Genomic DNA, 24,755 nt, shown 5'->3' with positions numbered 1-24,755 from the left:
GACGATACCGGCGGGGATCGGAAGCCCCGCGACCGGGCCGGAGCGCCTGTCCGGACGGGCGACGGCGGCCCCCTTCGTGCTGTGGGGGCCGCCGTCGCCGACGAGGGCCTGCCCGACCTTCCCCGTCAGGCCCGCAGGACTTCGCGAGCCAGGCGGGGAGGGGCGGACAACCCCGAGGAGCGAGCGGCTGCCGGGCCGGGCGACCGCTCGCGCCTCGCTCAGGCCTTGCGGGCGCGGGTGGCCTTCTTCGCCGCGGCCGTCCTGGGGGCGGCCTTGGCCGTACCCGCCTTGGCTCCCGTGGCGTTCGCCCTGGTCGCCGCGGCCTTCTTGGCCGCGGCGGCCGTCTTCTTCGCCGGGGCGGTCTTGCGGGCGGCCGCCTTACGGGTCGTCCCCCGCCCGGAGGGCACGGCGGCCTCGCTGACGCGGTCCGCGTCCAGGACGCCCTGGAGGAACTTCCCGGTGTGGCTGGCGGGGACCGAGGCGACCTGCTCCGGCGTCCCCTCGGCGACCACCAGACCACCGCCGTTGCCGCCCTCGGGTCCCATGTCGACGACCCAGTCGGCGGTCTTGATGACATCGAGGTTGTGCTCGATGACGATGACCGTGTTGCCCTTGTCCACCAGGCCGGAGAGCACGGTGATCAGCTTGCTGATGTCCTCGAAGTGCAGACCGGTCGTCGGCTCGTCCAGGACGTAGACCGTGCGGCCGGTCGAGCGCTTCTGGAGCTCGCTCGCCAGCTTGACGCGCTGCGCCTCACCGCCGGAGAGGGTCGGCGCGGACTGGCCGAGCCGCACATAGCCGAGGCCGACCTCGTTGAGCGTACGGAGGTGGCGGGCGATCGTGGGGACGGCCTCGAAGAAGTCCAGGCCCTCCTCGATCGGCATGTCCAGCACCTCGGCGATGGACTTGCCCTTGTAGTGGACCTCCAGGGTCTCCCGGTTGTAGCGCGCTCCGTGGCAGACCTCGCACGGGACGTACACGTCGGGCAGGAAGTTCATCTCGATCTTGATCGTGCCGTCGCCGGAGCAGTTCTCGCAGCGGCCGCCCTTGACGTTGAAGGAGAAGCGGCCCGGCAGATAGCCGCGCACCTTCGCCTCCATCGTCTCGGCGAAGAGCCGGCGGACGTGGTCGAAGACTCCGGTGTACGTCGCCGGGTTGGACCGGGGGGTCCGGCCGATGGGCGACTGGTCGACGTGCACCACCTTGTCGACGAGGTCGTCGCCGTCGACCCGGGTGTGGCGGCCGGGGACCGACTTGGCGCCGTTCAGCTCGCGGGCCAGGTGGGTGTAGAGGATGTCGTTGACCAGCGTCGACTTCCCGGACCCGGAGACGCCCGTGACGGCGGTGAGGACGCCGAGCGGGAAGGAGACGTCGATGTCGTGGAGGTTGTTCTCCCGGGCGCCGTGCACGGTGAGACGGCGGGCCGGGTCGACCGGGCGACGGATGTCGGGGGTCGTGATGGACCGCTTGCCGGACAGATACTGGCCGGTGATGGACTCCTTGTTGGCCAGGAGCTCCTTGAGCGAGCCGGAGTGGACGACCTTGCCGCCGTGCTCACCCGCGCCGGGGCCGATGTCGACGACCCAGTCGGCGACCTTGATGGTGTCCTCGTCGTGCTCGACGACGATGAGCGTGTTGCCCATGTCGCGGAGCCGGACCAGGGTCTCGATGAGCCGGTGGTTGTCGCGCTGGTGCAGGCCGATGGACGGCTCGTCCAGCACGTACAGCACGCCGACCAGGCCGGAGCCGATCTGGGTCGCCAGCCGGATGCGCTGGGCCTCGCCGCCGGACAGGGTGCCGGCCGCTCGGTTCAGCGACAGATAGTCCAGGCCGACGTCGACGAGGAACTTCAGCCGCTCGTTGACCTCCTTGAGCACCCGCTCGGCGATCTTCTTGTCGCGGGCGTTCAGCTTGAGGCGGCCGAGGAACTCGGCGCACTCGCTGATCGACATCGCGGCGACCTCCGCGATGGACTTCTCCATCACCGTCACCGCGAGCACGATCGGCTTCAGCCGGGTGCCCTCGCAGGTGGGGCAGGGCACCTCGCGCATGTAGCCCTCGAACCGCTCCCGGCTGGAGTCGCTCTCGGCCTCGGTGTGGCGCCTCTTGACGAACTGCACCGCGCCCTCGAAGGCGGGGGTGGTGTAGGCGCGCTCGCGCCCGTAGCGGTTGCGGTAGCGGACCTCGGTCTGGATCTTGTGGCCGAAGAGCAGGGCCTTCTTGGCCCGCTGCGGCAGCCCGGCCCAGGGGATGTCCGTACGGAAGCCGAGGGCTTCGGAGAGCGCGCCGATCAGGCGGCCGAAGTACTCCTTGGTGTGGCCGTGGGACCACGGGTGGATCGCGCCCTCGTCGAGGGACTTCTCCTCGTCCGGGATGATCAGCTCCGGGTCGACCTCCATGCGCGTGCCGATGCCGGTGCAGTCGGGGCAGGCGCCGAAGGGCGAGTTGAAGGAGAAGGAGCGCGGCTCCAGCTCCTCGAAGGAGAGGTCGTCGTACGGGCAGTAGAGGTGCTCGGAGAACATCCGCTCGCGCTCGGGGTCGTCCTCGGGGAGGTCGACGAAGTCGAGCACGACCATGCCGCCGGAGAGACCGAGCGCGGTCTCGACGGAGTCGGTCAGCCGCCGCTTGGCGCTGTCCTTGACGGTGAGACGGTCGATGACCACCTCGATGGTGTGCTTCTCCTGCTTCTTGAGCGTGGGCGGCTCGGCGAGCTGGATGGTGGCCCCGTCGACCCTGGCCCGGCTGTAGCCCTTGGTCTGGAGGTCGGCGAAGAGGTCGACGAACTCGCCCTTGCGCTCGCGCACCAGCGGCGAGAGGACCTGGAAGCGGCTGCCCTCCGGCAGGCCGAGGACCTTGTCGACGATGGCCTGCGGCGACTGCCGCGAGATGGGGCGGCGGCACTCGGGGCAGTGGGGCTTGCCGATCCTGGCGAAGAGCAGCCGGAGGTAGTCGTAGACCTCGGTGATGGTGCCGACCGTCGAGCGCGGATTGCGCGAGGTCGACTTCTGGTCGATGGAGACGGCCGGCGAGAGACCTTCGATGAAGTCGACGTCCGGCTTGTCCATCTGGCCGAGGAACTGCCGGGCGTACGAGGAGAGCGACTCGACGTAGCGGCGCTGCCCCTCGGCGAAGATCGTGTCGAACGCGAGGGACGACTTGCCCGACCCGGAGAGCCCGGTGAAGACGATGAGAGAGTCGCGGGGCAGGTCGAGCGAGACGTTCTTCAGGTTGTGCTCGCGCGCGCCACGGACGATGAGACGGTCGGCCACGCCGGTCCGCACCTTTCTAGAGAGAAGTGGGGGAACTGAGCCCCTCTCCCAGGGTATGGGGGGCGCCACAGCGGTGTAAGAAGCTTTCGATTCCGAGCGTATAGCACGCACATTCGATTTACGGCCACCCTCTGACTCCTTCACCCGAATGAGTGGCGGAGCTAGGCTCGCCCGCATGATGGATCATGCGCACGACCTGGGAGCTGTACGCGAAGCGACCGAACGACTGCTCGACGCAGTCGGCAAACTGGACAACGCCGCTGTCGCCGAGCCGTCACGGCTGCCCGGATGGAGCAGGGGCCATGTTCTGGCCCACCTGTCACGCAACGCCGACGCGATCGGAAATGTTCTCCGGGGACTCCCGATGTACGCGAGCAGCGAAACCCGGGACGCCGACATCGCCGACGGCGCCCCGCGCCCGGCGGCCGAGCAGCTGACCGACCTGCGGGAGAGCGCCGCCGGCTTCCTGGCGGCCGCCGCCGAACCCGCCGACTGGTCCCGTACGGTCACCCTGCGCAACGGGGTGACGGACTCCGTGGCCCGGGTGCCCTTCCGGCGCTGGGTCGAGGTGGAGCTGCACCACGTCGACCTGGACGTCGGCTACGAGCTGGAGGACCTGCCCGCGGAGTTCGTCGCGCGGGAGATCGCCTTCCTGACCGAGCGCTTCCTGGGCAACCAGGAGGTGCCCGCCACGGCGCTGACCGACTTGGACGGCCGCACCTGGAGCACCGGCGGCGGCCCGCCGAGCGCCCTGGTGACGGTGCAGGGGCCCGCCGCCGAGCTGCTGGGCTGGCTCTGCGGCCGCCGTGACGGCGCCGCCCTCACCGTGGCCGGGGGCCCCCTGCCCGCACTGCCCCCGCTATAGGCTGAGCCGCATGACGTACAGCGGAGCGGTGAAGGTCGGCGGACCGGCGAGCGTGCACGAACTGACGGATCTGATGATCTCCAAGGTCGCCGTGGGCGAGATGGACAACAACGCCTATCTGCTGCGCTGCCGGGCGACCGGCGAACAGCTGTTGATCGACGCGGCCGCCGAGCCGGAGACGCTGCTGGCGCTGATCGGTGACGACGGGATCGCCTCCGTCGTCACCACGCACCGGCACGGGGACCACTGGCAGGCCCTGGCCCAGGTGGCCGGGGCCACGGGCGCCCGGACGTACGCGGGCCGCTACGACGCCGAAGGGATCCCGGTCCCGACCGACGTCCTGGTCGAGGACGGCGACACGATCACCGTCGGCCGGGTCGAGCTGACCGCCCGCCATCTGGTCGGTCACACCCCGGGCTCCATCGCCCTGGTCTACGACGACCCGCACGGCGCTCCGCATCTGTTCACCGGGGACTGCCTCTTCCCCGGCGGGGTGGGGAACACGAACAAGGACCCCGAGGCGTTCGCGAGCCTTCTGCGCGACGTCGAGACGAAGCTGTTCGACCGGCTGCCCGACGAGACGTGGGTCTATCCGGGCCACGGGCACGACACGACGCTCGGCGACGAGCGGCCCGGGCTGCCCGAGTGGCGCGCCCGCGGCTGGTAGGCCGCGCGCTCCTCTCCGGCGCGTATCCCCCGTACGCATACGCAGCAGCGGCCGGGGCGGACGGCTTTCGCCGTACCGCCCCGGCCGCTGCCGGTGTGTCCCTGTGCCGCTCGGGGCGGCCCCGGGTCAGCTGTTGATGCTCTTGCTCTCCTCGTCGGACGGACCGGCGGTCTCCGGGGTCCCGTCCTTCTCGGCCTTCTCCGCCTCGGCCGCCGCCATCTTCTTACTGGCGATGAGGCTGGTGATCGTGGTGACGATCAGGACACCACAGATAACGGCGAGCGAGAACGGGATGGACACCACGGGCACGTGCACACCGGACTCGTGCAGGGCGTGCAGCACCAGCTTGACGCCGATGAAGCCGAGGATCACCGACAGGCCGTAGCTGAGGTGGACCAGCTTCTTCAGCAGACCACCGATGAGGAAGTACAGCTGGCGCAGACCCATCAGGGCGAACGCGTTGGCCGTGAAGACGATGTACGGGTCCTGGGTCAGGCCGAAGATCGCCGGGATGGAGTCCACCGCGAACAGGACGTCGGTCATACCGATGGCGAGCATGACCACCATCAGCGGGGTCATGACGCGCTTGCCGTTCTCGCGGATGAACAGCTTCGTGCCGTGGTACTTGTCGGCGACCCCGAAGCGGTGCTCGATCGACTTGAGGAGACGGTTCTCCTCGAAGTCGTCCTCCTCCTCGTCGGCCCGCGCCTCCTGGATGAGCTTCCAGGCGGTGTAGATCAGGAACGCGCCGAAGATGTAGAACACCCACGAGAAGTTCGCGATCACGGCGGCGCCGGCGGCGATGAAGATCGCCCGGAGCACCAGGGCGATCAGCACACCGATCAGCAGCACGCGCTGCTGGAGCTGCGAGGGCACCGCGAACTTCGCCATGATCAGCACGAAGACGAAGAGGTTGTCGACGCTCAGCGACTTCTCGGTGATGAATCCGGCGAAGAACTCGCCGGAGGCCTTGCCCTCGCCGAGGACCGCGAGTCCGGCTCCGAAGAGCACGGCCAGCGCGATCCAGACGATCGTCCAGATTCCGGCTTCCTTGGTCGACACGTCATGGGGCTTGCGCCCGATGAAGAAGTCGACGGCGATCAGGGTTGACAGACCAACGATGGTCAGGACCCATACGGTCCATGAAACGTCCACTGCGCCTCCGGCAGTTCGCTACGGCTACTTATCAGCGTCGTCGCTGCCGGAGGTCTCTTCCACCCTTGCACGCGCTACGCGTGCCTGGACCGGCGCCCCGGGACCGATAACGGTCCGTATTGACGGGACGTCGCGTAAGGAGTACTCCCCTCCGTTCCCCAAACAGTACAGGCATCACCAAGTAAAGGTAAAGAAAAGGGTAAAGAAGTCGTCAAAATCCCAGGTCAGAGGTTGCCTGCCGATCAACGTCCGGCGGCTCGACGGGCGGCTGCCACCGCCGCGAGCACCTGTTCCAGAACGTGGCTGCCCGGCGGGACCGCCAACGGCTCGTACGTCCATGCATGCCCGACCCACGGATCGGCGAGGTGGCTGTCGGCTACCGGGGTGATCCGCAGGAGCGAACGCCACAGCGGGTCGAGCACCGGCCCGTACGCACTGGCCTCCGCCCTGTCCGCGACCATCAGGAGGTGCACGCCGACCGCGGGGCCCTCGTCGGCGAGATAGCGGAGCTGGGTGACGGCCCGGTCGTCGAAGCCGTGCGGGAAGTCGTTGACCACCAGGAGCTGCTCGCCGGTGTCCAGATCGGGCGGGAGGGCATCGGCCGCCCCGGCCCGCACCGCCATCTGCACCAGGTCCACCCGCCGAGTGAGATGGGCCAGGACTGAGGCCACTCCCCCGGGTCCGGCGGCGGGCGGTCCGGCGAGGACGCCCGCCTCGACCAGCGGCGCGAGCGGGCCGGCCGCGGCGCCCGCCGGGTCGATGACGTGCACCGAGAACTCACCGGGCGGATACACCGCGAGCAGCCGCGCCGCGTGGGCGACCGCGGTCTCCATGGCGAGCCGGCGCAGCCGGTCCGTGTCCATCAGGGCGGCCGCCTCGGACGCCGTCCGTCCGCTGTCCACCCAGATCCCGCGCTCCAGCGGCAGCCGGACGAGCAGCGGGATGCGCAGGTCGGTGCGCTCGGGCAGGTGGAGGTCGCCGACGCGCAGGGCCATCGGTATCTCCATCGGGACGCGGTGGGCGTGCCAGACGGGGTTGCCCCAGCCCGCGTACGCGGCCGGGAGCGCGGGCTCGACGACGGCCGCTTCGGCGGCCAACTGGGCCAGATCGCGGTCGAGCGCCTCCCGGGCCCGGGAGGTCAGCTCGTCGCGCTTGGCGCGGGCCCCCTCGCGGGCACGGTCGCCCGCTCCCCGATCCGATTGCGCGGGTCGGACAGGGACCGGTCGAGCTCCTGGTCCATACGGGACTCGGCGAAGTCCACGGCGCTGCGGTAGGCGGCGACGGTGCGGGCCAGATCCTCGAACATGCCCCAGATCTGGTTGTAGAGGCGCTCGTCCATCGACCAGCCGGTGGCGTCCCCGGCGACCGGCTGCGCGGTCTGTCCGGGCTGGGCCGGAGGCGGGGTGGGCGGGGGCGTCGGGGGCGCGGCGTGCCTGCGGCGCGGGTGCGCGTAGTTGATGGGGCCGTCGGCGGGTCCCGCGGCGGCCGGGCCCGGAGCGGTGTGCGGCTGGGGGGTGGTGGCCGGGTCGGCCAGCGGCTCGGTGGGCTCCGGGGCCGGGGACTGCGTGGGCGGGCGGTGGTCCTCGGGGCCCGTCGCGTGCCGTACGCGGTCGCCTTCCTGGGTCCGGGGCGGCGCCACCGAACGGGTTATGCCCCGGGTGACGGCCTCCTGAATGGATCCGGCCAGTCCGGTGGCCTCGGCCACGCCCTGGTCGGCGAGCAGCTCGGCGAGCCCGCCGGCGTATCCCTGTCCCACGGCGCGGACCTTCCAGGCGTCGTGGCGGCGGTAGAGCTCCAGGGCGCTGACCGCGGACTCGGCGTCCAGGCCGGTGAGCGTGAAGGTGGCGATCTCGGCGCCGTCGAGCCCGGTGACGGCGACGAAGGGGGCGGGAACGGCGCCGAACCGCGCCGGGCCGCCCGCTCCCACGGGAAGCGCGAGCAGCACGGTGACCCGGTGGGCGCCGGCGGGCAGGGCCTCCAGGTCGACGGCGAGGCGGTGATCGGCGGCCGCCTGCTGGGAGACCTCAAGACCGGGGAGCTGGGGCGAGCCGGGGTGGGCGATCCACTCGACGCCGCGCACCGTGCCCCGTTCGTCGCCGAGGGTGGCCCCGGCCACGACGGGCGCGCCCGCCGATACCCGGATCTCCAGACGGGTCTGGGGCAAGGTGTGGTTCTGCCCCCGGACCAGTTCGGCCGTCATTGCCCTGTCCCCCTCGACGACGGCCCGCGCGTCGAGGGGCGCGGTGCCGTGCGGTGCCGTGTTCTGCCGTTCCGTGTATGACCGTGTGCGTGCGTACCGTGCCCGGCCGTGTACGTGCGTGTCTGCCCTGCTGTCCGTGCCGTGCCGTCCGTGCCGTGCTGTCCGTGCGTGCCGCCGAGTGGGGCGGCTCCCGGCGGCGGGTGCCTCCGGGAGCCGCTCCTGGCCGCTCCGGTGCGGGCCGTGCCGGAACGGTGAGGGTCCTACAGGTGCGGGAGGATCGACGGCATCAGGTCCTGGAAGGTGCGGCCGTTGGCCGGGTTCCCGAGGGCCGTCATCTGCCATCCGCTGCCCGCGCGGTGCACCTTCGCCATGATCTGGGCGGTGTACTGGCCGCCGCCGTCGAGCGTGTACCGGGCGAGTTCCTGGCCGTTGGTCTCGTCGACGATGCGGCAGAAGGCGTGCCGGACCTCCTGGAACGTCTGCCCGGTGAAGGAGTTCACCGTGAAGACGATCTGGTCGATGTGGACCGGAACGCGCTGGAGGTCGACGAGGATCGCCTCGTCGTCGCCGCCGGAGCCGGCGCCGCCGACCAGGTTGTCACCGGTGTGCTTGACCGAGCCGTCATCGCTGACGAGGTGGCGGAAGAACACGACGTCGACCGGCTGCTTGTCGGCGAAGAGCACCGCCGAGGCGTCCAGGTCGACCTCGCGCGTGCGCGAACCGAACAGGCCACGGCGCGGAGCCGCCTGCCAGCCGAGCCCCATCCGTACCGCGGTCAGGGTCCCCCCGTCGCTCTTCTGCAGGCTGATGGCCTGACCCTTGGTCATGTTGACCGTCACGCGCTGTCCCCTCTCGGCATTGCCCCGCAACCATCCGTGTGCGGTTTCCCCGCACCCTACGCATTCCACCCCGGGCGACAGCAGGCTCGGCCCGTTTTCGTGTCGGTCTTGCAACACACCCGGCTCAGCCCGATCGGCGCGTCGAGAACAGCACCGGATTCGCACCGTGGACCGTGCCGAATTCCGCGCCGGATTCCGCCCCGGAACAGGCGCGGGACCGGCGCATCAGCGCCGGTCCCGGGCCGGTCGGGCCACCGGGATCAGGCGAGGCCCGCCTCCTTCATCTGGCGCAGTTCCTTCTTCAGCTCACCGACCTCGTCGCGCAGCCGGGCGGCCACCTCGAACTGAAGGTCCGCGGCCGCGGCCCGCATCCGCTCGGTCATCTCCTCGATGATCCCGGCCAGTTCGGTGGCGGGCCGGTCGCTGAGCACCGCGCCGGGCGAGGGCGCCCTGCCCTTCGCCCCGCCCTTGGCCGCCTTGGAGCCGAGCGCGGGCACCGGCGCCTTGGCCTCCTTGCCCTGCCGGTAGCCGGTGCCGAGCAGCTGCTCGGTGTCGACCTCCTCGCGGGCGATGGTCGCGACGATGTCGTTGATCTTCTTGCGCAGCGGCTGTGGGTCGATGCCGCGCTCGGTGTTGTACGCGACCTGCTTCTCGCGGCGGCGGTTCGTCTCGTCGATCGCCTGCGCCATGGCCGGGGTGATCTTGTCGGCGTACATGTGGACCTGGCCGGAGACGTTACGGGCGGCGCGGCCGATGGTCTGGATGAGCGAGGTGCCGGAGCGCAGGAAGCCCTGCTTGTCGGCGTCGAGGATGGCCACGAGGGACACCTCGGGAAGGTCGAGGCCCTCGCGCAGGAGGTTGATGCCGACCAGCACGTCGTACTCGCCGGAGCGCAGCTCGCGCAGCAGCTCGATGCGGCGCAGGGTGTCGACGTCGCTGTGCAGGTAGCGGACCTGGATGCCGAGCTCCAGGAAGTAGTCGGTGAGGTCCTCCGACATCTTCTTGGTGAGAGTGGTGACCAGGACCCGCTCGTCGCGCTCGACGCGCTTGCGGATCTCGTGGACCAGGTCGTCGATCTGGCCCTCGGTGGGCTTGACCACGACCTCGGGGTCGACGAGGCCGGTGGGGCGGATGATCTGCTCGACGAAACCGTCGCCGCGCGAGAGCTCGTACTTCCCCGGGGTGGCGGAGAGGTACACCGTCTGGTCGATCCGCTTCAGGAACTCCTCCCACTTCAGCGGCCGGTTGTCCATCGCGGACGGCAGCCGGAAGCCGTGGTCGACGAGGGTCCGCTTGCGGGAGGCGTCCCCCTCGTACATCGCGCCGATCTGCGGGACCGTGACGTGGGACTCGTCCAGGACGAGCAGGAAGTCGTCCGGGAAGTAGTCGAGGAGGGTGTTGGGGGCGGTGCCGGGCGCGCGGTCGTCGAAGTGCATCGAGTAGTTCTCGACGCCGGAGCAGGTGCCGATCTGGTGGAGCATCTCGATGTCGTACGTGGTGCGCATGCGCAGTCGCTGGGCCTCCAGCATCTTGCCCTGCTTCTCCAGCTCGGCCAGGCGCTGCTCCAGCTCCTGCTCGATGCCGCTGACGGCCTTCTGGAGACGCTCGGGCCCGGCGACGTAGTGGCTGGCGGGGAAGACGTGGACCATGGGGTCCTCGCTGATGATCTCGCCGGTCAGCGGGTGCAGCGTGGACAGGGCCTCGATCTCGTCGCCGAACATCTCGATCCGGACGGCGAGCTCCTCGTAGACCGGGAAGATCTCGATGGTGTCGCCCCGGACGCGGAAGGTGCCGCGGGTGAACGCCAGGTCGTTGCGGCTGTACTGCATCTCGACGAAACGGCGCAGCAGCTGATCGCGGTCGATCTCCTCGCCGACCTTGAGCCGGACCATGCGGTCCACGTACTCCTGGGGCGTGCCGAGGCCGTAGATGCAGGAGACGGAGGCGACCACGACGACGTCGCGCCGGGTGAGCAGCGAATTCGTCGCCGAGTGGCGCAGCCGCTCGACCTCCTCGTTGATGGAGGAGTCCTTCTCGATGTAGGTGTCCGACTGGGGGACGTACGCCTCGGGCTGGTAGTAGTCGTAGTAGGAGACGAAATACTCCACCGCGTTGTTCGGGAGGAGCTCGCGGAACTCGTTGGCCAGCTGGGCTGCGAGGGTCTTGTTCGGCGCCATCACCAGGGTGGGGCGCTGCAGCTTCTCGATCATCCAGGCGGTGGTCGCCGACTTGCCGGTGCCGGTCGCGCCGAGCAGGACGACGTCCTTCTCGTCCGCGCGGATGCGCCGCTCCAGCTCGGCGATGGCCGCCGGCTGGTCGCCGCTGGGCTGGTAGGGACTGACGACCTCGAAGGGCGCCACCGAACGTTCGATCTTGGAAACGGGCCGCATGCATCCACCGTACGGCCCACCACTGACAACGGCCTCGGATCAGCGGTACCGGGCGGTCCCTCCCGCCCCCTCCCGGGCGATGCTCCGCGGGCGCTGCCCACCGCGCGGGTCCGGACCGGGCTCCCCCGTCACGGCCTTGGGGTCGAACATGAGCACCACCGCGGCGAGGAGCAGGAAGCAGCCGGGTCCTGCCAGCATCGGGCCGATCATCTCGGCGGGCCGGTCGCCGGGCAGGACGTCGGCCAGGTCGGGCGGCAGGGTGGGCGGCAGGTGCAGGTGCACGTCGAGCGCCGCCATGCCGGTGTAGTGCATCCCGGTCACCGCGACGGCCATCAGGATGCTCGCGCCGAGGCCGGAGCGGGCTCCCCGGAGGGTGACGGCGGCCCACAGGGCGCCCGTGGCGGCGATTCCGGCGATCAGCACCGAGAGGACCACGAGGGGCGTGTCGTACGCGAACCGGGCGTCCATGCGTATGCCCGCCATGCCGAGGTAGTGCATCGAGGCGATGCCGAGGCCGGTGATGGTGCCCCCCGTGATCAACGCCATGCGGGTCGCGCCCCGGTAGCCGACAATGAAGATGCCGATGCCGACCATCACGACGGCGATGGCCAGGCCTGCGAAGGTGAGGGGTTTGTCGTAGGAGATCGGGGTCTCCTGGACGGTGAAGCCCGTCATCGCGACGAAGTGCATGGTCCATACCCCGGAGCCGATGGACAGCGAACCCAGCGCCAGCCAGCCGGCCCGCCAGGAGCGTGCCGCGTGAAAGGACCGGGTGGTGCAGCGGAGTCCGAGGGCGGCTCCCAGGGCAGCCATGATGAAGGCCGCGACCGGAGTCACCAGGCCGTAGGTGAATCCGTCGACTGTTCCTTGCATGCGCGCACGCCCTTCGAGAAAGCCCGGGGTCGAGGAGGGTCCTTAAGGGGCGAGTCCCGGCAGGCAGACAAAGAAAGCACATTTTATCGGCACGGCCGCGGGGCGTGCTCCGGCGGTGGCCCCGGGATCGAAGGTTCCGTTCATTTCGCGGCCATCGCCGCCCCGCCGGGTGTTGGCGGGCCGCTGTCACTCTCTGCGTGTCCGCACACTCCCGACGTGAGGAGTCCCCGTGTTCGTCCGCACCGCCACCGCCTCCACCACGGCCGCCGCCCTGCTCGGCGCCGGCGCCCTGCTGCTGCCCGCCGACCGGCCCGAGGCTCCGGAGCGGCAGGGGCAGGACGCCCCGGTCGTCGTGGCTCACCGGGGGGCGTCGGGCTACGCGCCGGAGAACACCCTCGCCGCCGTCGACGCCGCCGACGCGCTCGGCATCGAATGGGTCGAGAACGACGTCCACCGCACCCGCGACGGCGTGCTCGTCGTGCTGCACGACACCGACCTGAAGCGCACGACGGACGCCGAGCAGGTCTTCCCCGACCGGGCGCCGTGGGCGGTGAAGGACTTCACCGCTGCGGAGGTGGCGAAGCTGGACGCGGGCAGCTGGTTCGGAGCGAGGTTCACCGGGGCCCGTGTGCCGACGCTCACCCAGTTCCTGCACCGCATGGAGCGCAACCGGCAGAAGCTGCTGCTGGAGATCAAGAGCCCGGCGACCTACCCGGGCATCGAGCGGGACATCATCCGGGTCCTGGGCCGGTCGGGGTGGCTGGACCGCTCCCACGTACGGAGCCGGCTGGTCATCCAGAGCTTCGGCGCGGACAGCGTGAAGACCGTGCACAGCCTGCGCCCCGACATCACGACCGGCTTTCTGGGCACTCCGGCGGTGGCCGACCTGCCCTCGTACGCGGCGTTCACCGATCAGATCAACCCCTCGTACGCGACGATCGGCGCCGACTACGTGGCGGCCGTCCAGCGGCTCAAGGGCCCGCACGGCAAGCGTCTGCGGGTGAACACGTGGACGGTCAACAAGGCGGCGGACGCGGTGAAGGCCCGTGACCACGGGGTCGACGGCATCATCACCAACTTCCCCGACGTGGTGCGCGACGCGACGAGCTGACGCGGCAGGGGGGCGGGCCTGTCGGTTTCCGGCCGACGGGTCCGCCGCTGTCAGTGGCGGGTCGTACGGTGGTCGGCATGAACAGCTACGGGACCGCTGCCGAACCGGCCGTCGAGTGGGCCGTCGTGGTCAGCGGCATCGGCCCGCTGCTGCTCGCCGCGACCGGGTCCGGTCTGGTGAGTGTCTCCTTCCACGCCCGCCCGGCCGTGCGGGACGCGGTCCTCGACCGGTTGCGGACCCGTTTCGGCACGGAGCCGGTGGAGGCGCCCGGCTCCGCACGGCTCGCCGAGCCCATACGTGCTCTCGCCGCGTACTTCGCGGGCGAGCGGCAGGATCTCGACCTCGATCTGGACTGGTCGCTCACCTCCGGGTTCCACCGCGAGGTGCTCCGCGAGCTGGCCTCCGGGGTGCCCTACGGGACGGTCGTCGGATACGGGGAGCTGGCCGCGCGGGTCGGCCGGCCGGAGGGGGCGCAGGCGGTGGGCGCGGCCATGGGGGCCAACCCGCTGCCGGTGGTGGTGCCGTGTCACCGGGTGGTGGAGAACGGCGGAGGCCTGGGCGGGTTCAGCGGCGGTCTGGAGACCAAGCGGCAGCTGCTGGCGCTGGAGGGGGTTCTGCCGCAGCCGCTGTTCTGAGGGACGACCCTCGGGGTCCGTTCACCCGTCCGGGTGCACGGCGGCGGCCGGGCGGTGACACACTGCGCCGGTGACGCGACCCCTCTCCCCCTCCCAGGTCACGGCCGCCGGCATACCCGCTCTCCAGCGCCGGACGTCGGCCGTGCTCATCGTCAGCCAGATACTCGGCGGCCTCGGCGTGGCCGTCGGCATCGCCCTGGCTCCGATACTGGCCGCCGAGGTGAGCGGTTCGGAGGCGCTGTCCGGGCTGGCGCCGACCGCGTCCGTCGTCGGCACGGCGCTGCTGTCGCTGCCGCTGGCCGCCCTGATGACCACCCGGGGCCGCAGGTCCGGCCTGGCGCTCGCCTATCTGATCGGTGCGCTCGGCGGCGGACTGGTGGTCCTCGCCACGATGCTGCCCAGCTTCCCGCTGCTGCTGCTCGGCATGGCCGCGTTCGGCGCGGGATCCCTGGCCGGACTCCAGGCCCGGTTCGCGGCGGCCGACCTGGTGGGGCCGGAGCGGCGGGGGCGGGCGATCTCCGTCGTCGTCTGGGCCACCACGATCGGCTCGGTCGTGGGCCCCAACATCTCCGCCCCGGCGAGCCGGCTGTTCCGCGGTACGCCGGTGCCCGAGGCCGCCGGGCCGTATCTGTGCTCGGCCGTCGTGTTCCTGCTCGCCGGAGCGGTCGTGGCGCTGGCCCTGCGCCCGGATCCGCTCCTCACCGCCCGCGCCCTGGCCCCGGAGGGCCCGGCGGGGCCGCCGAAGCGTTCCCTGCGCGCCGGGATCGAGGCCGTGCGGGAGTCGCCGATGGCGCGGCTCGCCCTGCTGACGGTCACCGTGTCGCACACCGCCATGGTGTCGATCATGGTCATGACCCCGGTCGACCTGGGCCGGCACGGCGCCGGCCTCCAGTTGATCGGGCTCGTCATCAGCGGGCACATCGCGGGCATGTACGCGTTCTCACCGGTGATGGGCTGGCTGGCCGACCGGTTCGGCCGGCTCGCCGTGATCGGGCTGGCCGTCGGACTGCTGAGCTGCGCCGCGCTGCTCGCGGGCACCGCCGGGCCCCGGCACGGGCAGACCGCCGCGGGCCTGTTCCTGCTGGGCCTCGGCTGGTCGGCGGGGATGATCGCCGGTTCGGCGCTGCTCACCGACGCGGTGCCGCGGTCGGCCCACGCCGCGGTGCAGGGGCTGTCGGACCTGACCATGAACGCGGCGGCGGCGGTCGGAGGGGCGGCGGCCGGAGTGATCGTCGCCCAGTGGGGGTACGGCCCTCTCAACGCGATCGGCGCCGCGCTGCTGCTGCCGGTCGCCGCGCTCGTCCTGCACCGGAGCCTGCGGCGGCCGGGAGCGGTCAGCGGCTGACACACCACCGGACCGCGTCCACTGCCGCGACCGGCCGCGACCGCCACGACGACCGCAACCGCCGTCGGCGCGACCGTGGGCAGCAGCCACGGCCCTCAGAGGCTGATGTGGTACGCCTTGCGGAGCGTCTCGTGGACGGTCCAGGTCGTCCGGTCGCCCTCGCGCAGGACGCAGGCGTCTCCCGGGCCGATCTCCAGTGTCGCCCCGCCCTCGACCTCGACGGTCGCCCGGCCGCTGACGACCACGAACAGCTCGTTCGCCTCGGTGTCGGTGACCACACCGGGGGTGATCTGCCAGATCCCCCGGAGCTGCTTGCCGTCGGCCGACTCTCCCAGCACCTTGCCCGTCACCACGGGATCGCCCGAGACGATCTGCGCCGGATCGAGAGGTTCCGGTACGAGTTCGGCGTCCGGGATGTGTACGGCGAAGGAGGCGGGGACCTGGTCGTTTGTCGTCATGGCCGGTCACCTTAGCGACCGCTTCCGGCCAACCCGCGGCCAGGACCCGCCCCAGGAGGTCCGTCCGTGGTTTGCGCTCCCCCCGGCCGCGACAGGGATGGGGGCATGCCTCAGAACCCACCGGGCCGGCGTCCCGCTCCGCGCGAGAACCCCGGGTCGAACGCCTGCGAACCCGTGCTCTCGGCGGAGGTGCGGGCCGCTCTGAGCGCCGGTCTGCCCGTCGTGGCGCTGGAGTCGACGATCATCGCGCACGGCCTGCCGCGCCCCCGCAATCTGTCCGTGGCCCGGGAGCTGGAAGGGCTCGTCCGGTCCGCGGGCGCTGTTCCGGCCACCGTCGCCGTTCTGGACGGGCGGGCCCATGTCGGCCTGGGCGAGGACCAGTTGGAGTGGGTCGCCGGGGACCCGGCGGTACGCAAGCTCGGGCACCGCGATCTCGCCCCGGCGCTCGCGGCCGGGGCGAGCGGGGCGACGACGGTGTCCGCGACGGCGTTCCTGGCGGCGCGGGCGGGCCTCGGCGTCTTCGCGACGGGCGGGCTCGGCGGCGTACACCGGGAGTGGGCCGAGAACCAGGACGAGTCGGCCGATCTGCGGCTGCTCGCCCGCACCGGGATCACCGTGGTCTGCGCGGGGGTGAAGTCGATCCTCGACGTCCCAGCGACCCTCCAGCGCCTGGAGACCCTCGGCGTCCCCGTCGTCGGCTACGGCACCGGGCACTTCCCCGGCTTCTACCTGAGCAGCTCCGGCGAACCCGTCGACTGGACGGTGCACAGCCCGGAGGAGGTGGTGGAGGTGATCCGGGCGAAGGAGGCGCTGGGCGGCCCGCCGGCCGCGCTGATCGTAGCCAACCCCGTAGCGGAACAGGATCAGTTGGATCCGGAACTGCACGACCGGGTGCTGGCGGAGGCGCTGGACGCGTGCCGGGAGCGGGGCGTCTCGGGGCAGGGCGTCACCCCGTTCCTGCTGGACCAGTTGATGCGGCGCACCGGGGGCGCGTCACTGGAGGCGAACCTGGCGGCCGTCCGCGGAAACGTGACGCTCGCGGCGCGGATCGCCGTGGCGGCGGGCGCCCGGTGAACCGTCCGGCGGCGGGCGGTGGGTTGTTGGTGGTGGGGGACGTGGTCACGGACGTGGTGGCGCGGTACGGATCGGCGCTCGCCCACGGTACGGACACGGCGGCCCGGATCCGGACGCTGCCGGGCGGCGCGGGGGCCAACGTCGCCTGCTGGGCGGTGCGTTCGGGGTGCGCGGACGTGCGGCTGCTGGCCAGGGCGGGGGCGGAGTCGGCCGACTGGCACCGGGAGGAGCTGGAGCGGGTGGGGGTGCGGGCGTTCCTGGCGGTGGACGACGCGTTCCCGACGGCGACCGTCATCGCCCTGGTCGACGCGGCGGCGGAGCGCACGTTCCTGACCGACGGCGGGGCGGTGCTGCGGCTCGCCGTCGAGGACTTCGCGCCCACGATGCTCGACGGTGTCGGGCGGCTGCACCTCTCCGGCTACCTCCTGTTCGCCGCGGTGAGCCGGGCCGCCGCCCTCCTCGCCCTGCGCACCGCCGTGGAGCGGGGCATTCCGGTGAGCGTGGACCCGGCGTCGGCCGGGTTCCTCGGCGAGCTGGGGCCCCAGCGGTTCCTGGAGTTCGCGGAGGGTGCGGAGCTGCTGCTGCCGAACGCGGACGAGGCCCGCCTGCTCACCGGGCTGCCCGGACCGGAGGCCGCGGCGGCCGAGTTGAGCCGGTGGTTCCCGCGCGTCGTCGTCACCCTGGGCGCGCGCGGAGCCGTGGTGGCCGCCGGGGGCGAGGTCGTCGGCCGCGTCCCCGCCACGCCGGTGCGCGAGCCGGTCGACTCGACGGGAGCGGGTGACGCGTTCACCGGCGGGTTCCTCGCGGCGCTGCTGGCCGGGGCCGACGACTTGGCCGCGGCGGCCGAGGGCTGCGGGGCGGGGGCGGTGGCCGTGGCCACGGTGGGCGGCCGGCCGCCGGTCCGGAGCCCTCGGCCGCCGCCGGTCCAGTGACGGACAACGCCGGGGGGTGGCGGACGGTGACGGGCGGTGGCGGGGCGGGCCCCGTTCACCCGCTCCCGGGCAGCCCCGACCAGGCGGGGTGCGACGGGTCGTCCGCCCGGACCACCACGTCCGCGCGGTCCGAGGGCGCCACCTCGTCCTCGTACTGGGCGAACGCGGGCAGGGTCCAGCGCTCCGGCTCCGCCGTGCGTCGCAGCAGCGCCCCCGGGGACAGCCGCAGATGGACGCTGAGCGCGAACGGGAACCAGTGCCCCAGCAGGAACGGGCCGTGCACGAGGACCACACCGCCCTCGGGCAGGGAGTGGTACGGGCTACGGGTGGCCCGGTCGGTCACGGGGTCCCACAGGTCGGGCAGCACGCGGCCGGAGCCGCCCGCCTCCAGCGGCCCGAACACCTCGCGCCACAGCGCCCCGGTGTCGTACCAGCTGTCGACGTACGCGTCCGGGTCCCGCTTCCCGTACTCGAAGCGCAGGCTCGCCGGGCGCAGGAAGCCCTCGGTGGAGATGACGAGCACCGCACGGCCGAGCAGCCGCAGCTCCCGCGCGAGGAGCTCCGCGCTCTCGCCGGTGTGGGCGGCCGGCGCTCCGTCGATGCCGAGCGCGAGCCAGGGCCCGCCGTCGGCTGCGGACAGCCCGTCGCCGTAGCGGGCCAGCTCGCCGGCCAGCCGTTCCCAGGTGATCGCTTCGAGTCGCACGGACCCATCATCGCCGCAGTGGCGGAGGTCCGGCCGCCCGTGAGCGGGGTCCGGCCGCCCGCGCGGAAGGTCAGGCGCCCCGCAGTTCGGCGGCGAGCGGGCCTTCGCCGAGCACCTCGACGCGGCCGTCCTTCACCGCCTCCGCGAGGGTCGCCCCACCCCGCGCGAGCTCCAGACACACCTCGGCGTCGAGGACGATCCGGGCGTCGGGGCGGTCGGCGGGGCCGTAGCCGTACACCGCGGCGACCGCTTCGGCGGCCATGAGCGCGCTTCCCGCTCCCCCACCGACACGGAGATGGAACGCGCCCTCCTCCAGCCGGACTTCGAGGACGCCCTCCCGGGTGAGCCCGGCGAGGGCGCCGAGCAGGGGCAGGGCGAACCAGTGGGCCCGCACCGCGTCCGTGGGGCGGCGCTCGGCGAGGGCGGGCGCTCCCCACTCGGCGAGGGCCGCGAGGACGGGCAGCAGGCCGTGGCCGCGGGCGGTCAGCTCGTAGACCGACGCCGCCGACGGGGGCGGCAGCTTGCGGCGCAGGGCCAGTCCGGTCTGTTCCATGTCCTTGAGCCGGGAGGCCAGCACATCCGTGCTGACGCCGGGCAGGTCGGCGTGCAGGTCGGTGTACCGGCGCGGCCCGCCCAGCAGTTCGCGGACGATCAGCAGCGTCCACCGGTCGCCGACGGCGTCGAGGGCGCGGGCGGTGGCGTCGAACTGGTCGTAGCTCCGGCGACGGGCGGGGCGTGCTGCTGGCTGCTGCTGACGTGGCATACGACGCAGTCTAGACATGTTGTTGGACTTTCCAAGCTGAAGCTTGGTAAAACCAAGTATCGCAATTCGGCTCGGGAGGCAGCGCATGGAGTTCCGGCAGTCCAGCAAGCTCAACGAGGTCTGCTACGAGATCCGGGGCCCGGTCATCGAGCACGCCAACGCCCTGGAGGAGGCGGGCCACAGCGTGCTCCGGCTCAACACGGGCAACCCCGCGCTCTTCGGTTTCGAGGCCCCCGAGGAGATCGTCCAGGACATGATCCGGATGCTGCCGCAGGCGCACGGCTACACCGATTCGCGCGGCATCCTCTCGGCCCGCAGGGCGGTGGTCCAGCGCTACCAGGCCATGGGCCTGACCGAGGTCGGCGTGGACGACGTGTTCCTCGGAAACGGGGTCTCCGAGCTGATCTCCATGGCGGTGCAGGCGTTGCTGGAGGACGGCGACGAGGTGCTGATCCCGGCCCCGGACTTCCCGCTGTGGACGGCGGTGACCACGCTCGCGGGCGGCAAGGCCGTGCACTACGTCTGCGACGAGGAGTCCGACTGGAATCCGGATCTCGCCGACATGGCCGCGAAGATCACCGACCGGACCAGGGCCGTCGTGATCATCAACCCGAACAACCCCACCGGCGCGGTCTATCCGCGCGAGATCCTCGAAGGCATCCTCGATCTGGCCAGGCGGCACGGGCTGATGGTGTTCGCCGACGAGATCTACGACCAGATCCTGTACGACGGGGCCGAGCACCACAGCGCGGCGGTCCTCGCCCCCGACCTGGTCTGCCTCACCTTCAGCGGTCTGTCGAAGACGTACCGGGTGGCCGGCTTCCGGTCCGGCTGGATGGTGGTGTCCGGTCCGCGGCAGCACGCCCGCAACTACCTGGAAGGTCTCACCATGCTGGCCTCCATGCGCCTGTGCCCCAACGCCCCGGCCCAGTACGCCATTCAGGCCGCGCTCGGCGGACGGCAGTCGATCCGGGAGCTGGTCGCCCCGGGCGGGCGGCTGCACGAGCAGCGCGACCGGGCCTGGGAGCGGCTGAACGAGATCCCCGGCGTCTCGTGCGTGAAGCCGAAGGGCGCGCTGTACGCCTTCCCGCGCATCGATCCGAAGGTGCACCGCATCGTCGACGACGAGAAGTTCGTGCTGGACCTGCTGTTGCGGGAGAAGATCCAGGTGGTGCAGGGCACCGGCTTCAGCTGGCCGCGCCCGGACCACTTCCGCATCCTCACCCTCCCGTACGCCGACGACCTCGACGCGGCGATCAGCCGTATCGGCCGCTTCCTGAGCGGATACCGGCAGTGATCCGCGCGCACCTGGCGGCCGGGGTCGGCCGAGACGGCACCTGCCGACGTCAGGTCAGCTGAGGCCCGGTCCCGCCGGGGTCAGATGAGCCTGAACAGGTCCGCGGCGGCGTGGACGTCGGTGAGGTCCTCGATGGAGCGGAGGTTGTCGCACAGCGCGTCCAGGACCGAACCGGCCTCGGCGGCGCCCGGGGCGCCGACGGCGAGGCCGAAGACGCGGAAGCCCAGCACCCGCCTGGCAGCGTTCCAGCCGCGCATCCACTCCTCGGTGACACCGCACTCGTCGTCGGTGATCATCACGATGTCGCCGCGCGTGGTGGCGGCGTCGTCGAACTCCTCCTCCAGAAGTTCGCGGGCCGCGGTCAGGGGCGTCTGGTAGCTGGTGCCGCCGCCGAGGAAGGTCTCCGCGAAGTCGAGCACCCGCTCGATGCCGGCGGACCGTCCGGCCGGGAAGCGGAAGACCTGGATCCTGTCCTCGGCGGAGAACAGGATGCCGACGAAGTCGCGCCCGGCATGGCGGGCCTGGTCCAGCAGCGCCAGGGCGCACGCCTTGGACCACGCCTCCCGCGTGACCCCGCCGGGCCCCGCCGCGTACATCGAGTGGGAGGTGTCCACGCACGCGATGACGGCACCCCGCCCCGTCGGCTGCTCGCCCCGGCTGTCGTAGAGCATCAGCTCCCCGGCGGCGTACCGCGCGGCGAAGACGGCACGCAGTTCGGGCAGCCCGAGGTTGGCCAGCTCGGAGGGGATCAGGCGGGAGAGGTCGTCGCCGAGCGTGACGCCGACCAGCTCCCCGGAGGTGCTCTCCACCTTGCGGGCCCGCTCGCCGTCGGCCATCTGCCGGAAGCGGCCGATCAGTTCCGCCCACCGGGCGAGACGGCCGGCGCGCAGCCGCTCGGCGAGCCGGGCGCGACGCGCGTACGGCATCCTCTCCAGCTCGTCGGGGCCCACACCCCAGGCCCGCATCAGCACGGCCTCCTCCCGGACGGCATCGGCGGCCGTCGCCGCCGCGTGATGCGCGGCGGCGCGGAGGCCGGGGACGGCCGCGGCTCCCTGCTCGGCAGCCCGGGCGGCCAGCCGCGCGGCGGTTCCGGTCGCCTCGGCCGCCTCGATCGCCCGGTGGACGGCGTCGGCGGTCGAGGCCGGTACGCCGCCGTCCTCACCGGCCTCTTCGGCGGCGCGCTGGAGCGCCTCGGCCACGGCGGTCGCAGCGCTGTCGGCGTCCTGGAGGGCCTTCGCCGCCCGCTCGGCCCGCCCCTGGGCGTCCTGGGCGCGCTCCAGCATCCTGCGCAGAGCGCCGGACTGGGCGAGGACCGCCATGGCGGCGGCGTACGGGTCGCCGACGGTTTCCCGGCGCAGCGCGGCGAAGTCCGGCGACTCCACCAGGGCGGTGACGATCTGGTGGTTGACCAGGCGCGAGGGTTCCATCTCCGTACGCTCGCGCAGGCGCAGGCCGGCCTTGTAGGCGGCCAGGAACACATCGGCCAGGAGGTCGGCGGCGTGGTCGTGGCGCTCGCCCAGCTCCTGGGCCAGCTCGCGCAGCCCTTCGGACTGTTCGCGGGTGTCGCGCCAGGTGAACCGTTCGAACCGGTCCGCGACGACGGCCCCCGTGCTCCGCAGGGCCGTGGAGTGGCCCAGCCACGTCCGGGCCCGGCCCGCGAGTGCGTCGAGCGCGGCCGGCGCCCTGCCTGCGCCGCTGTTCCTCCCGGTGTTCAGAGCCGGTCCTGGACCATGCTCGCGTCCATGCCGAGCGCCTCGGTGAGGACGCGGGCGCGGACGGCGCGCTGACGGCCGGTGACCCGGTCGATGGCGGCGGTGGAGCGGCCGGCGCCCGCCGCCTCGGCACGCAGCTTCTCCAGCCGCTTGCCCGCCGTGGCGAGCTTGTTGTGGGCCTTCTTGATGACCCAGTCGCTGAGCGCCTCGCGGGACTGCCCCGCCATGGCGTCGAGCTGGGCCTCCAGCTCGTCGAGGGCGTCGGCCAGGTCGAGCGCCTCCTTGGCGTCGGGGTTGACCAGGTGCAGCACCTCCCGCTCGACGGTGGGGCGCTGGGCCGGGGAGTCCCACAGCACGTGGGTGAGCACCGTCAGGTCGGTCTCGGAGACCGTCGGGCGGCCGTCGAGGTACGCGGACGCCTGGAGCAGCCGCACCGCCTGCCGCCAGCGGCGGTCGGAGGCGATGAGCTCCTTGCGGCGCAGGGCCGCCCGCAGCGCGCACACGGCGTCCACGATGGCGTCGGGGACGTCCACGGCCGGGACGGATCCGGTCACCGCTTCCTGCAACGCGGTCAGTTCGACGGTGGTGCGGACGGGGGCCGCCGGGCGGCTGACGGCGGAGCGGACCAGCACGGCGAAGTTCGACGGGTCCGCCAGGTATCCGACCTCGATCCGCACCAGCAGCCGGTCGTAGATCGCGGCCGTGTCCTCCCCGGTCGGCAGTTCGTTGCTCGCCGTGATGGCGCCGATCAGCGGGCAGCGAATCGGTTCGCCGCCGCTCTCGGGGTGGTAGATCCGCTCGTTGAGGTAGCCCAGGGTCTCGTTCAGCGCCGCCGTGGAGCACTTGAAGATCTCGTCGATGAACGCGACGTGCGCGGTCGTGGCGCGGCCCTCGTACACCTGGCGGTACTCCCCGCGGGCGAGCGCGGCGACGTCGACGGGACCGAACATCCTCGTCGGCGCGGTGAACTTCGACAGGAGGATCTCCCAGTAGGCGGCCCCCTGGACCCTGCCGGTGAGCTCCCGGGCGATCTCGGACTTCGCCGTTCCGGGCGGGCCGAGCACCAGCGAGTGCTGCCCGGCCAGCAGCGCCACCACCAGCGTGCGCACCACGTCGGCCCGCTCGTAGAAGCGGTCCGACACCTCGTCACAGATCGCCCGCAGCCGGGCGGCTGTGGACTGCGCGTCCCCTGAGCCCTGCACGTCCCCTGCACCTTGCACGTCTGTACCTCGCACGTCCTGCATTGTGCCCTGCGGGTCCCGCGCCCCTGTGGTCGGCTCCGGGTCTCCCCCGCTGCCCGGGAACGGGAGCGGGCCCGGAGGCGTAGCCGGCCTCCGGGCCCTGAGTGTGCCGCCCATCGGGCACGCCGGCACGTTTAAGGATCCGGGTCAGTCTGATGTCGTCGCGTCCTGCCTTTGGACCACCGCAGATCGAAGCTCTGCGGGCCGGACTTGAACCGGCATTTCGACGCGCGCGGGCCCGGGCCCGTTCGATCCGGCGATCGGCGGCGAATGCTGAGTCTGGAGCAATAGTCTGAGATTGACGGCGGTCTGCCTCTGCCTGCTTGGGCTACTCCGGCCCGTGCCGGAGGGAGGAGTTGAACCTCCACTGGAACCGCGCCTTCACGACAAGCCTCAGTTTCAGCTTGCGCTCCTCGCGCACCCCGGCCGCCTTGAGCGGCGCCCGGGGAATCCATGGTCGGTCACCCGAAGAGGTAACCGAATACCGCATCACCCACCCGCTGGTCGGTGACGTCCGCGCCGTTGGCCTCCTCGCGGGCGAACTTCACGGCCTGCTGGAGCTTCTCGATCCGGTCCAGCAGTTCGTTGACGCGCCGCGCCGGGAGCGCTCCGGAGAACTTGACCGTCGTCCAGTACCCGATCGGGATGTCCTCGTAGTACACCTCGACCTGCGCCGGGTGCTTCTCGGTGGCCTCCGCCTTCACGTGGTTGCGGGGCACCTTCTTCGTGCGGACCGTGCGGACCGGCTCGGTCTTCCAGGAGTCGGTCGAGGGGTCCTGCACCCAGGCCTCGGCGGCGTCCAGCACGGGCAGCTTGCGGACGAAGGTGTTGAGGTCGGTCAACTGCTTCTCCAGGAAGAGCAGATACGACACCGGCATCTCGCTCACCAGCACCCGGCCGTCGACCGTCACATCGGCCCGGGCCGAGCAGTTCGCCCAGTCCTTCGTGGCGGTCACATCGAAGAGCCGGGTCAGGGTGACCGCGGTGTCCCGCAGCACGTCCTCGGCCTTGACCTGGACGAGCGTCGACTCGGGCGGAAGCTGTTCGCCCTCCTCGTCCTTGGGCTGGTAGGTCCGGGAGATCCCGGCCAGCAGTCCGGTCTTCTGGAGGCCGTGATGAGCCGCCGTCAGGTCCTGGTGTGCCTTGGACTTGACGCCCTTCTCCACTGCGATGATCTGATTGAGTTTCGCCACGTCGTGGACGCTAACAGGGGCGACTCTCCCCTG

At 71.8% G+C, this 24,755-nt stretch carries 19 protein-coding genes and 1 pseudogene; 8 read left to right on the top strand and 12 right to left on the bottom strand.

The genetic code is table 11. From position 1 onward, the window contains the following. Nucleotides 1-218: 218 nt before the first annotated feature. A complete protein-coding gene (uvrA, locus tag AC3CH1_RS28750) occupies nt 219-3,269 on the bottom strand; it encodes an excinuclease ABC subunit UvrA (RefSeq protein WP_488465558.1) in 3,051 nt (1,016 codons plus the stop codon). Nucleotides 3,270-3,444: 175 nt separating this feature from the next. Between uvrA and AC3CH1_RS28745 the strand changes: the two genes are divergently transcribed. After that, nucleotides 3,445-4,134: a maleylpyruvate isomerase family mycothiol-dependent enzyme gene (locus AC3CH1_RS28745; RefSeq protein WP_488465557.1), complete on the top strand. Its 690-nt coding sequence runs from the start codon at nt 3,445-3,447 to the stop codon at nt 4,132-4,134. A 10-nt stretch (nt 4,135-4,144) separates the two neighbouring features. Then, nucleotides 4,145-4,801, top strand: a complete 657-nt coding sequence (locus AC3CH1_RS28740; protein ID WP_488465556.1) for an MBL fold metallo-hydrolase — start codon at nt 4,145-4,147, stop codon at nt 4,799-4,801. A gap of 126 nt (nt 4,802-4,927) precedes the next feature. Here AC3CH1_RS28740 and AC3CH1_RS28735 read toward each other — a convergent pair whose 3' ends face one another. The 5 genes and pseudogenes from AC3CH1_RS28735 to AC3CH1_RS28715 form a co-directional block, all read right to left on the bottom strand. Further along, nucleotides 4,928-5,956, bottom strand: coding sequence for a TerC family protein (locus AC3CH1_RS28735; RefSeq protein ID WP_488465555.1), 1,029 nt, complete (start codon nt 5,954-5,956; stop codon nt 4,928-4,930). 242 nt (nt 5,957-6,198) lie between these two features. Continuing rightward, nucleotides 6,199-8,156 (bottom strand): annotated as a pseudogene (locus tag AC3CH1_RS28730) (TerD family protein). 260 nt (nt 8,157-8,416) lie between these two features. Next, nucleotides 8,417-8,995: a TerD family protein gene (locus tag AC3CH1_RS28725; RefSeq protein ID WP_026290465.1), complete on the bottom strand. Its 579-nt coding sequence runs from the start codon at nt 8,993-8,995 to the stop codon at nt 8,417-8,419. Nucleotides 8,996-9,255: 260 nt separating this feature from the next. Then, entirely contained in the window at nt 9,256-11,385 is a 2,130-nt protein-coding gene (gene uvrB, locus AC3CH1_RS28720; RefSeq protein ID WP_488465554.1) for an excinuclease ABC subunit UvrB, read from the bottom strand. 39 nt (nt 11,386-11,424) lie between these two features. Beyond that, nucleotides 11,425-12,258: an MHYT domain-containing protein gene (locus AC3CH1_RS28715; protein WP_488465553.1), complete on the bottom strand. Its 834-nt coding sequence runs from the start codon at nt 12,256-12,258 to the stop codon at nt 11,425-11,427. 229 nt (nt 12,259-12,487) lie between these two features. On the opposite strand from AC3CH1_RS28715, the gene AC3CH1_RS28710 reads away from it, so the two are divergent. The 3 genes from AC3CH1_RS28710 to AC3CH1_RS28700 all read left to right on the top strand — a co-directional run bounded on the left by AC3CH1_RS28710 (nt 12,488) and on the right by AC3CH1_RS28700 (nt 15,349). Beyond that, the gene (locus AC3CH1_RS28710) at nt 12,488-13,369 is read left to right on the top strand and encodes a glycerophosphodiester phosphodiesterase family protein (RefSeq protein ID WP_488465552.1); all 882 of its coding nucleotides are present in this window, start codon (nt 12,488-12,490) and stop codon (nt 13,367-13,369) included. A gap of 77 nt (nt 13,370-13,446) precedes the next feature. After that, nucleotides 13,447-14,004, top strand: a complete 558-nt coding sequence (locus AC3CH1_RS28705; protein WP_488465551.1) for a methylated-DNA--[protein]-cysteine S-methyltransferase — start codon at nt 13,447-13,449, stop codon at nt 14,002-14,004. A 142-nt stretch (nt 14,005-14,146) separates the two neighbouring features. Next, a complete protein-coding gene (locus tag AC3CH1_RS28700) occupies nt 14,147-15,349 on the top strand; it encodes an MFS transporter (RefSeq protein ID WP_488466760.1) in 1,203 nt (400 codons plus the stop codon). Between the two features lie 95 nt (nt 15,350-15,444). Here the strand turns inward: AC3CH1_RS28700 and AC3CH1_RS28695 are convergent, their stop codons facing one another. Beyond that, the gene (locus AC3CH1_RS28695; protein ID WP_018957608.1) at nt 15,445-15,807 is read right to left on the bottom strand and encodes a cupin domain-containing protein; all 363 of its coding nucleotides are present in this window, start codon (nt 15,805-15,807) and stop codon (nt 15,445-15,447) included. Between the two features lie 105 nt (nt 15,808-15,912). Here AC3CH1_RS28695 and AC3CH1_RS28690 point away from each other — a divergent pair, with 105 nt between their 5' ends. Beyond that, nucleotides 15,913-16,881: a pseudouridine-5'-phosphate glycosidase gene (locus AC3CH1_RS28690; protein WP_488465550.1), complete on the top strand. Its 969-nt coding sequence runs from the start codon at nt 15,913-15,915 to the stop codon at nt 16,879-16,881. Beyond that, on the top strand, nt 16,878-17,813 hold the full coding sequence (locus AC3CH1_RS28685; RefSeq protein ID WP_488465549.1) for a carbohydrate kinase family protein: 936 nt from the start codon (nt 16,878-16,880) through the stop codon (nt 17,811-17,813). Before AC3CH1_RS28690 ends, AC3CH1_RS28685 begins: the two co-directional genes overlap by 4 nt. 55 nt (nt 17,814-17,868) lie before the next feature. On the opposite strand, the gene AC3CH1_RS28680 is transcribed toward AC3CH1_RS28685, so the two are convergent. Beyond that, nucleotides 17,869-18,516 (bottom strand): nucleoside/nucleotide kinase family protein, encoded by a 648-nt coding sequence (locus tag AC3CH1_RS28680; RefSeq protein ID WP_488465548.1) that lies wholly within the window; start codon nt 18,514-18,516, stop codon nt 17,869-17,871. Nucleotides 18,517-18,586: 70 nt separating this feature from the next. Further along, nucleotides 18,587-19,279: a winged helix-turn-helix transcriptional regulator gene (locus AC3CH1_RS28675; protein ID WP_488465547.1), complete on the bottom strand. Its 693-nt coding sequence runs from the start codon at nt 19,277-19,279 to the stop codon at nt 18,587-18,589. Between the two features lie 85 nt (nt 19,280-19,364). Between AC3CH1_RS28675 and AC3CH1_RS28670 the strand changes: the two genes are divergently transcribed. Further along, the gene (locus tag AC3CH1_RS28670) at nt 19,365-20,576 is read left to right on the top strand and encodes a pyridoxal phosphate-dependent aminotransferase (protein WP_274345581.1); all 1,212 of its coding nucleotides are present in this window, start codon (nt 19,365-19,367) and stop codon (nt 20,574-20,576) included. Between the two features lie 80 nt (nt 20,577-20,656). Here the strand turns inward: AC3CH1_RS28670 and AC3CH1_RS28665 are convergent, their stop codons facing one another. The 3 genes from AC3CH1_RS28665 to AC3CH1_RS28655 form a co-directional block, all read right to left on the bottom strand. Continuing rightward, a complete protein-coding gene (locus AC3CH1_RS28665) occupies nt 20,657-22,054 on the bottom strand; it encodes a VWA domain-containing protein (RefSeq protein ID WP_488465546.1) in 1,398 nt (465 codons plus the stop codon). A gap of 233 nt (nt 22,055-22,287) precedes the next feature. After that, nucleotides 22,288-23,532, bottom strand: coding sequence for an AAA family ATPase (locus AC3CH1_RS28660; RefSeq protein WP_488465545.1), 1,245 nt, complete (start codon nt 23,530-23,532; stop codon nt 22,288-22,290). A 458-nt stretch (nt 23,533-23,990) separates the two neighbouring features. After that, a complete protein-coding gene (locus AC3CH1_RS28655) occupies nt 23,991-24,722 on the bottom strand; it encodes a DUF7873 family protein (RefSeq protein WP_488465544.1) in 732 nt (243 codons plus the stop codon). Between the last annotated feature and the right edge of the window lie 33 nt (nt 24,723-24,755).

The sequence above is a fragment of the Streptomyces sp. MGP-P1 genome, from assembly GCF_057766565.1.
The sequence above is the reverse complement of the archived record's forward strand: the minus strand, read 5'-3'. Positions and strand labels throughout refer to the sequence as shown.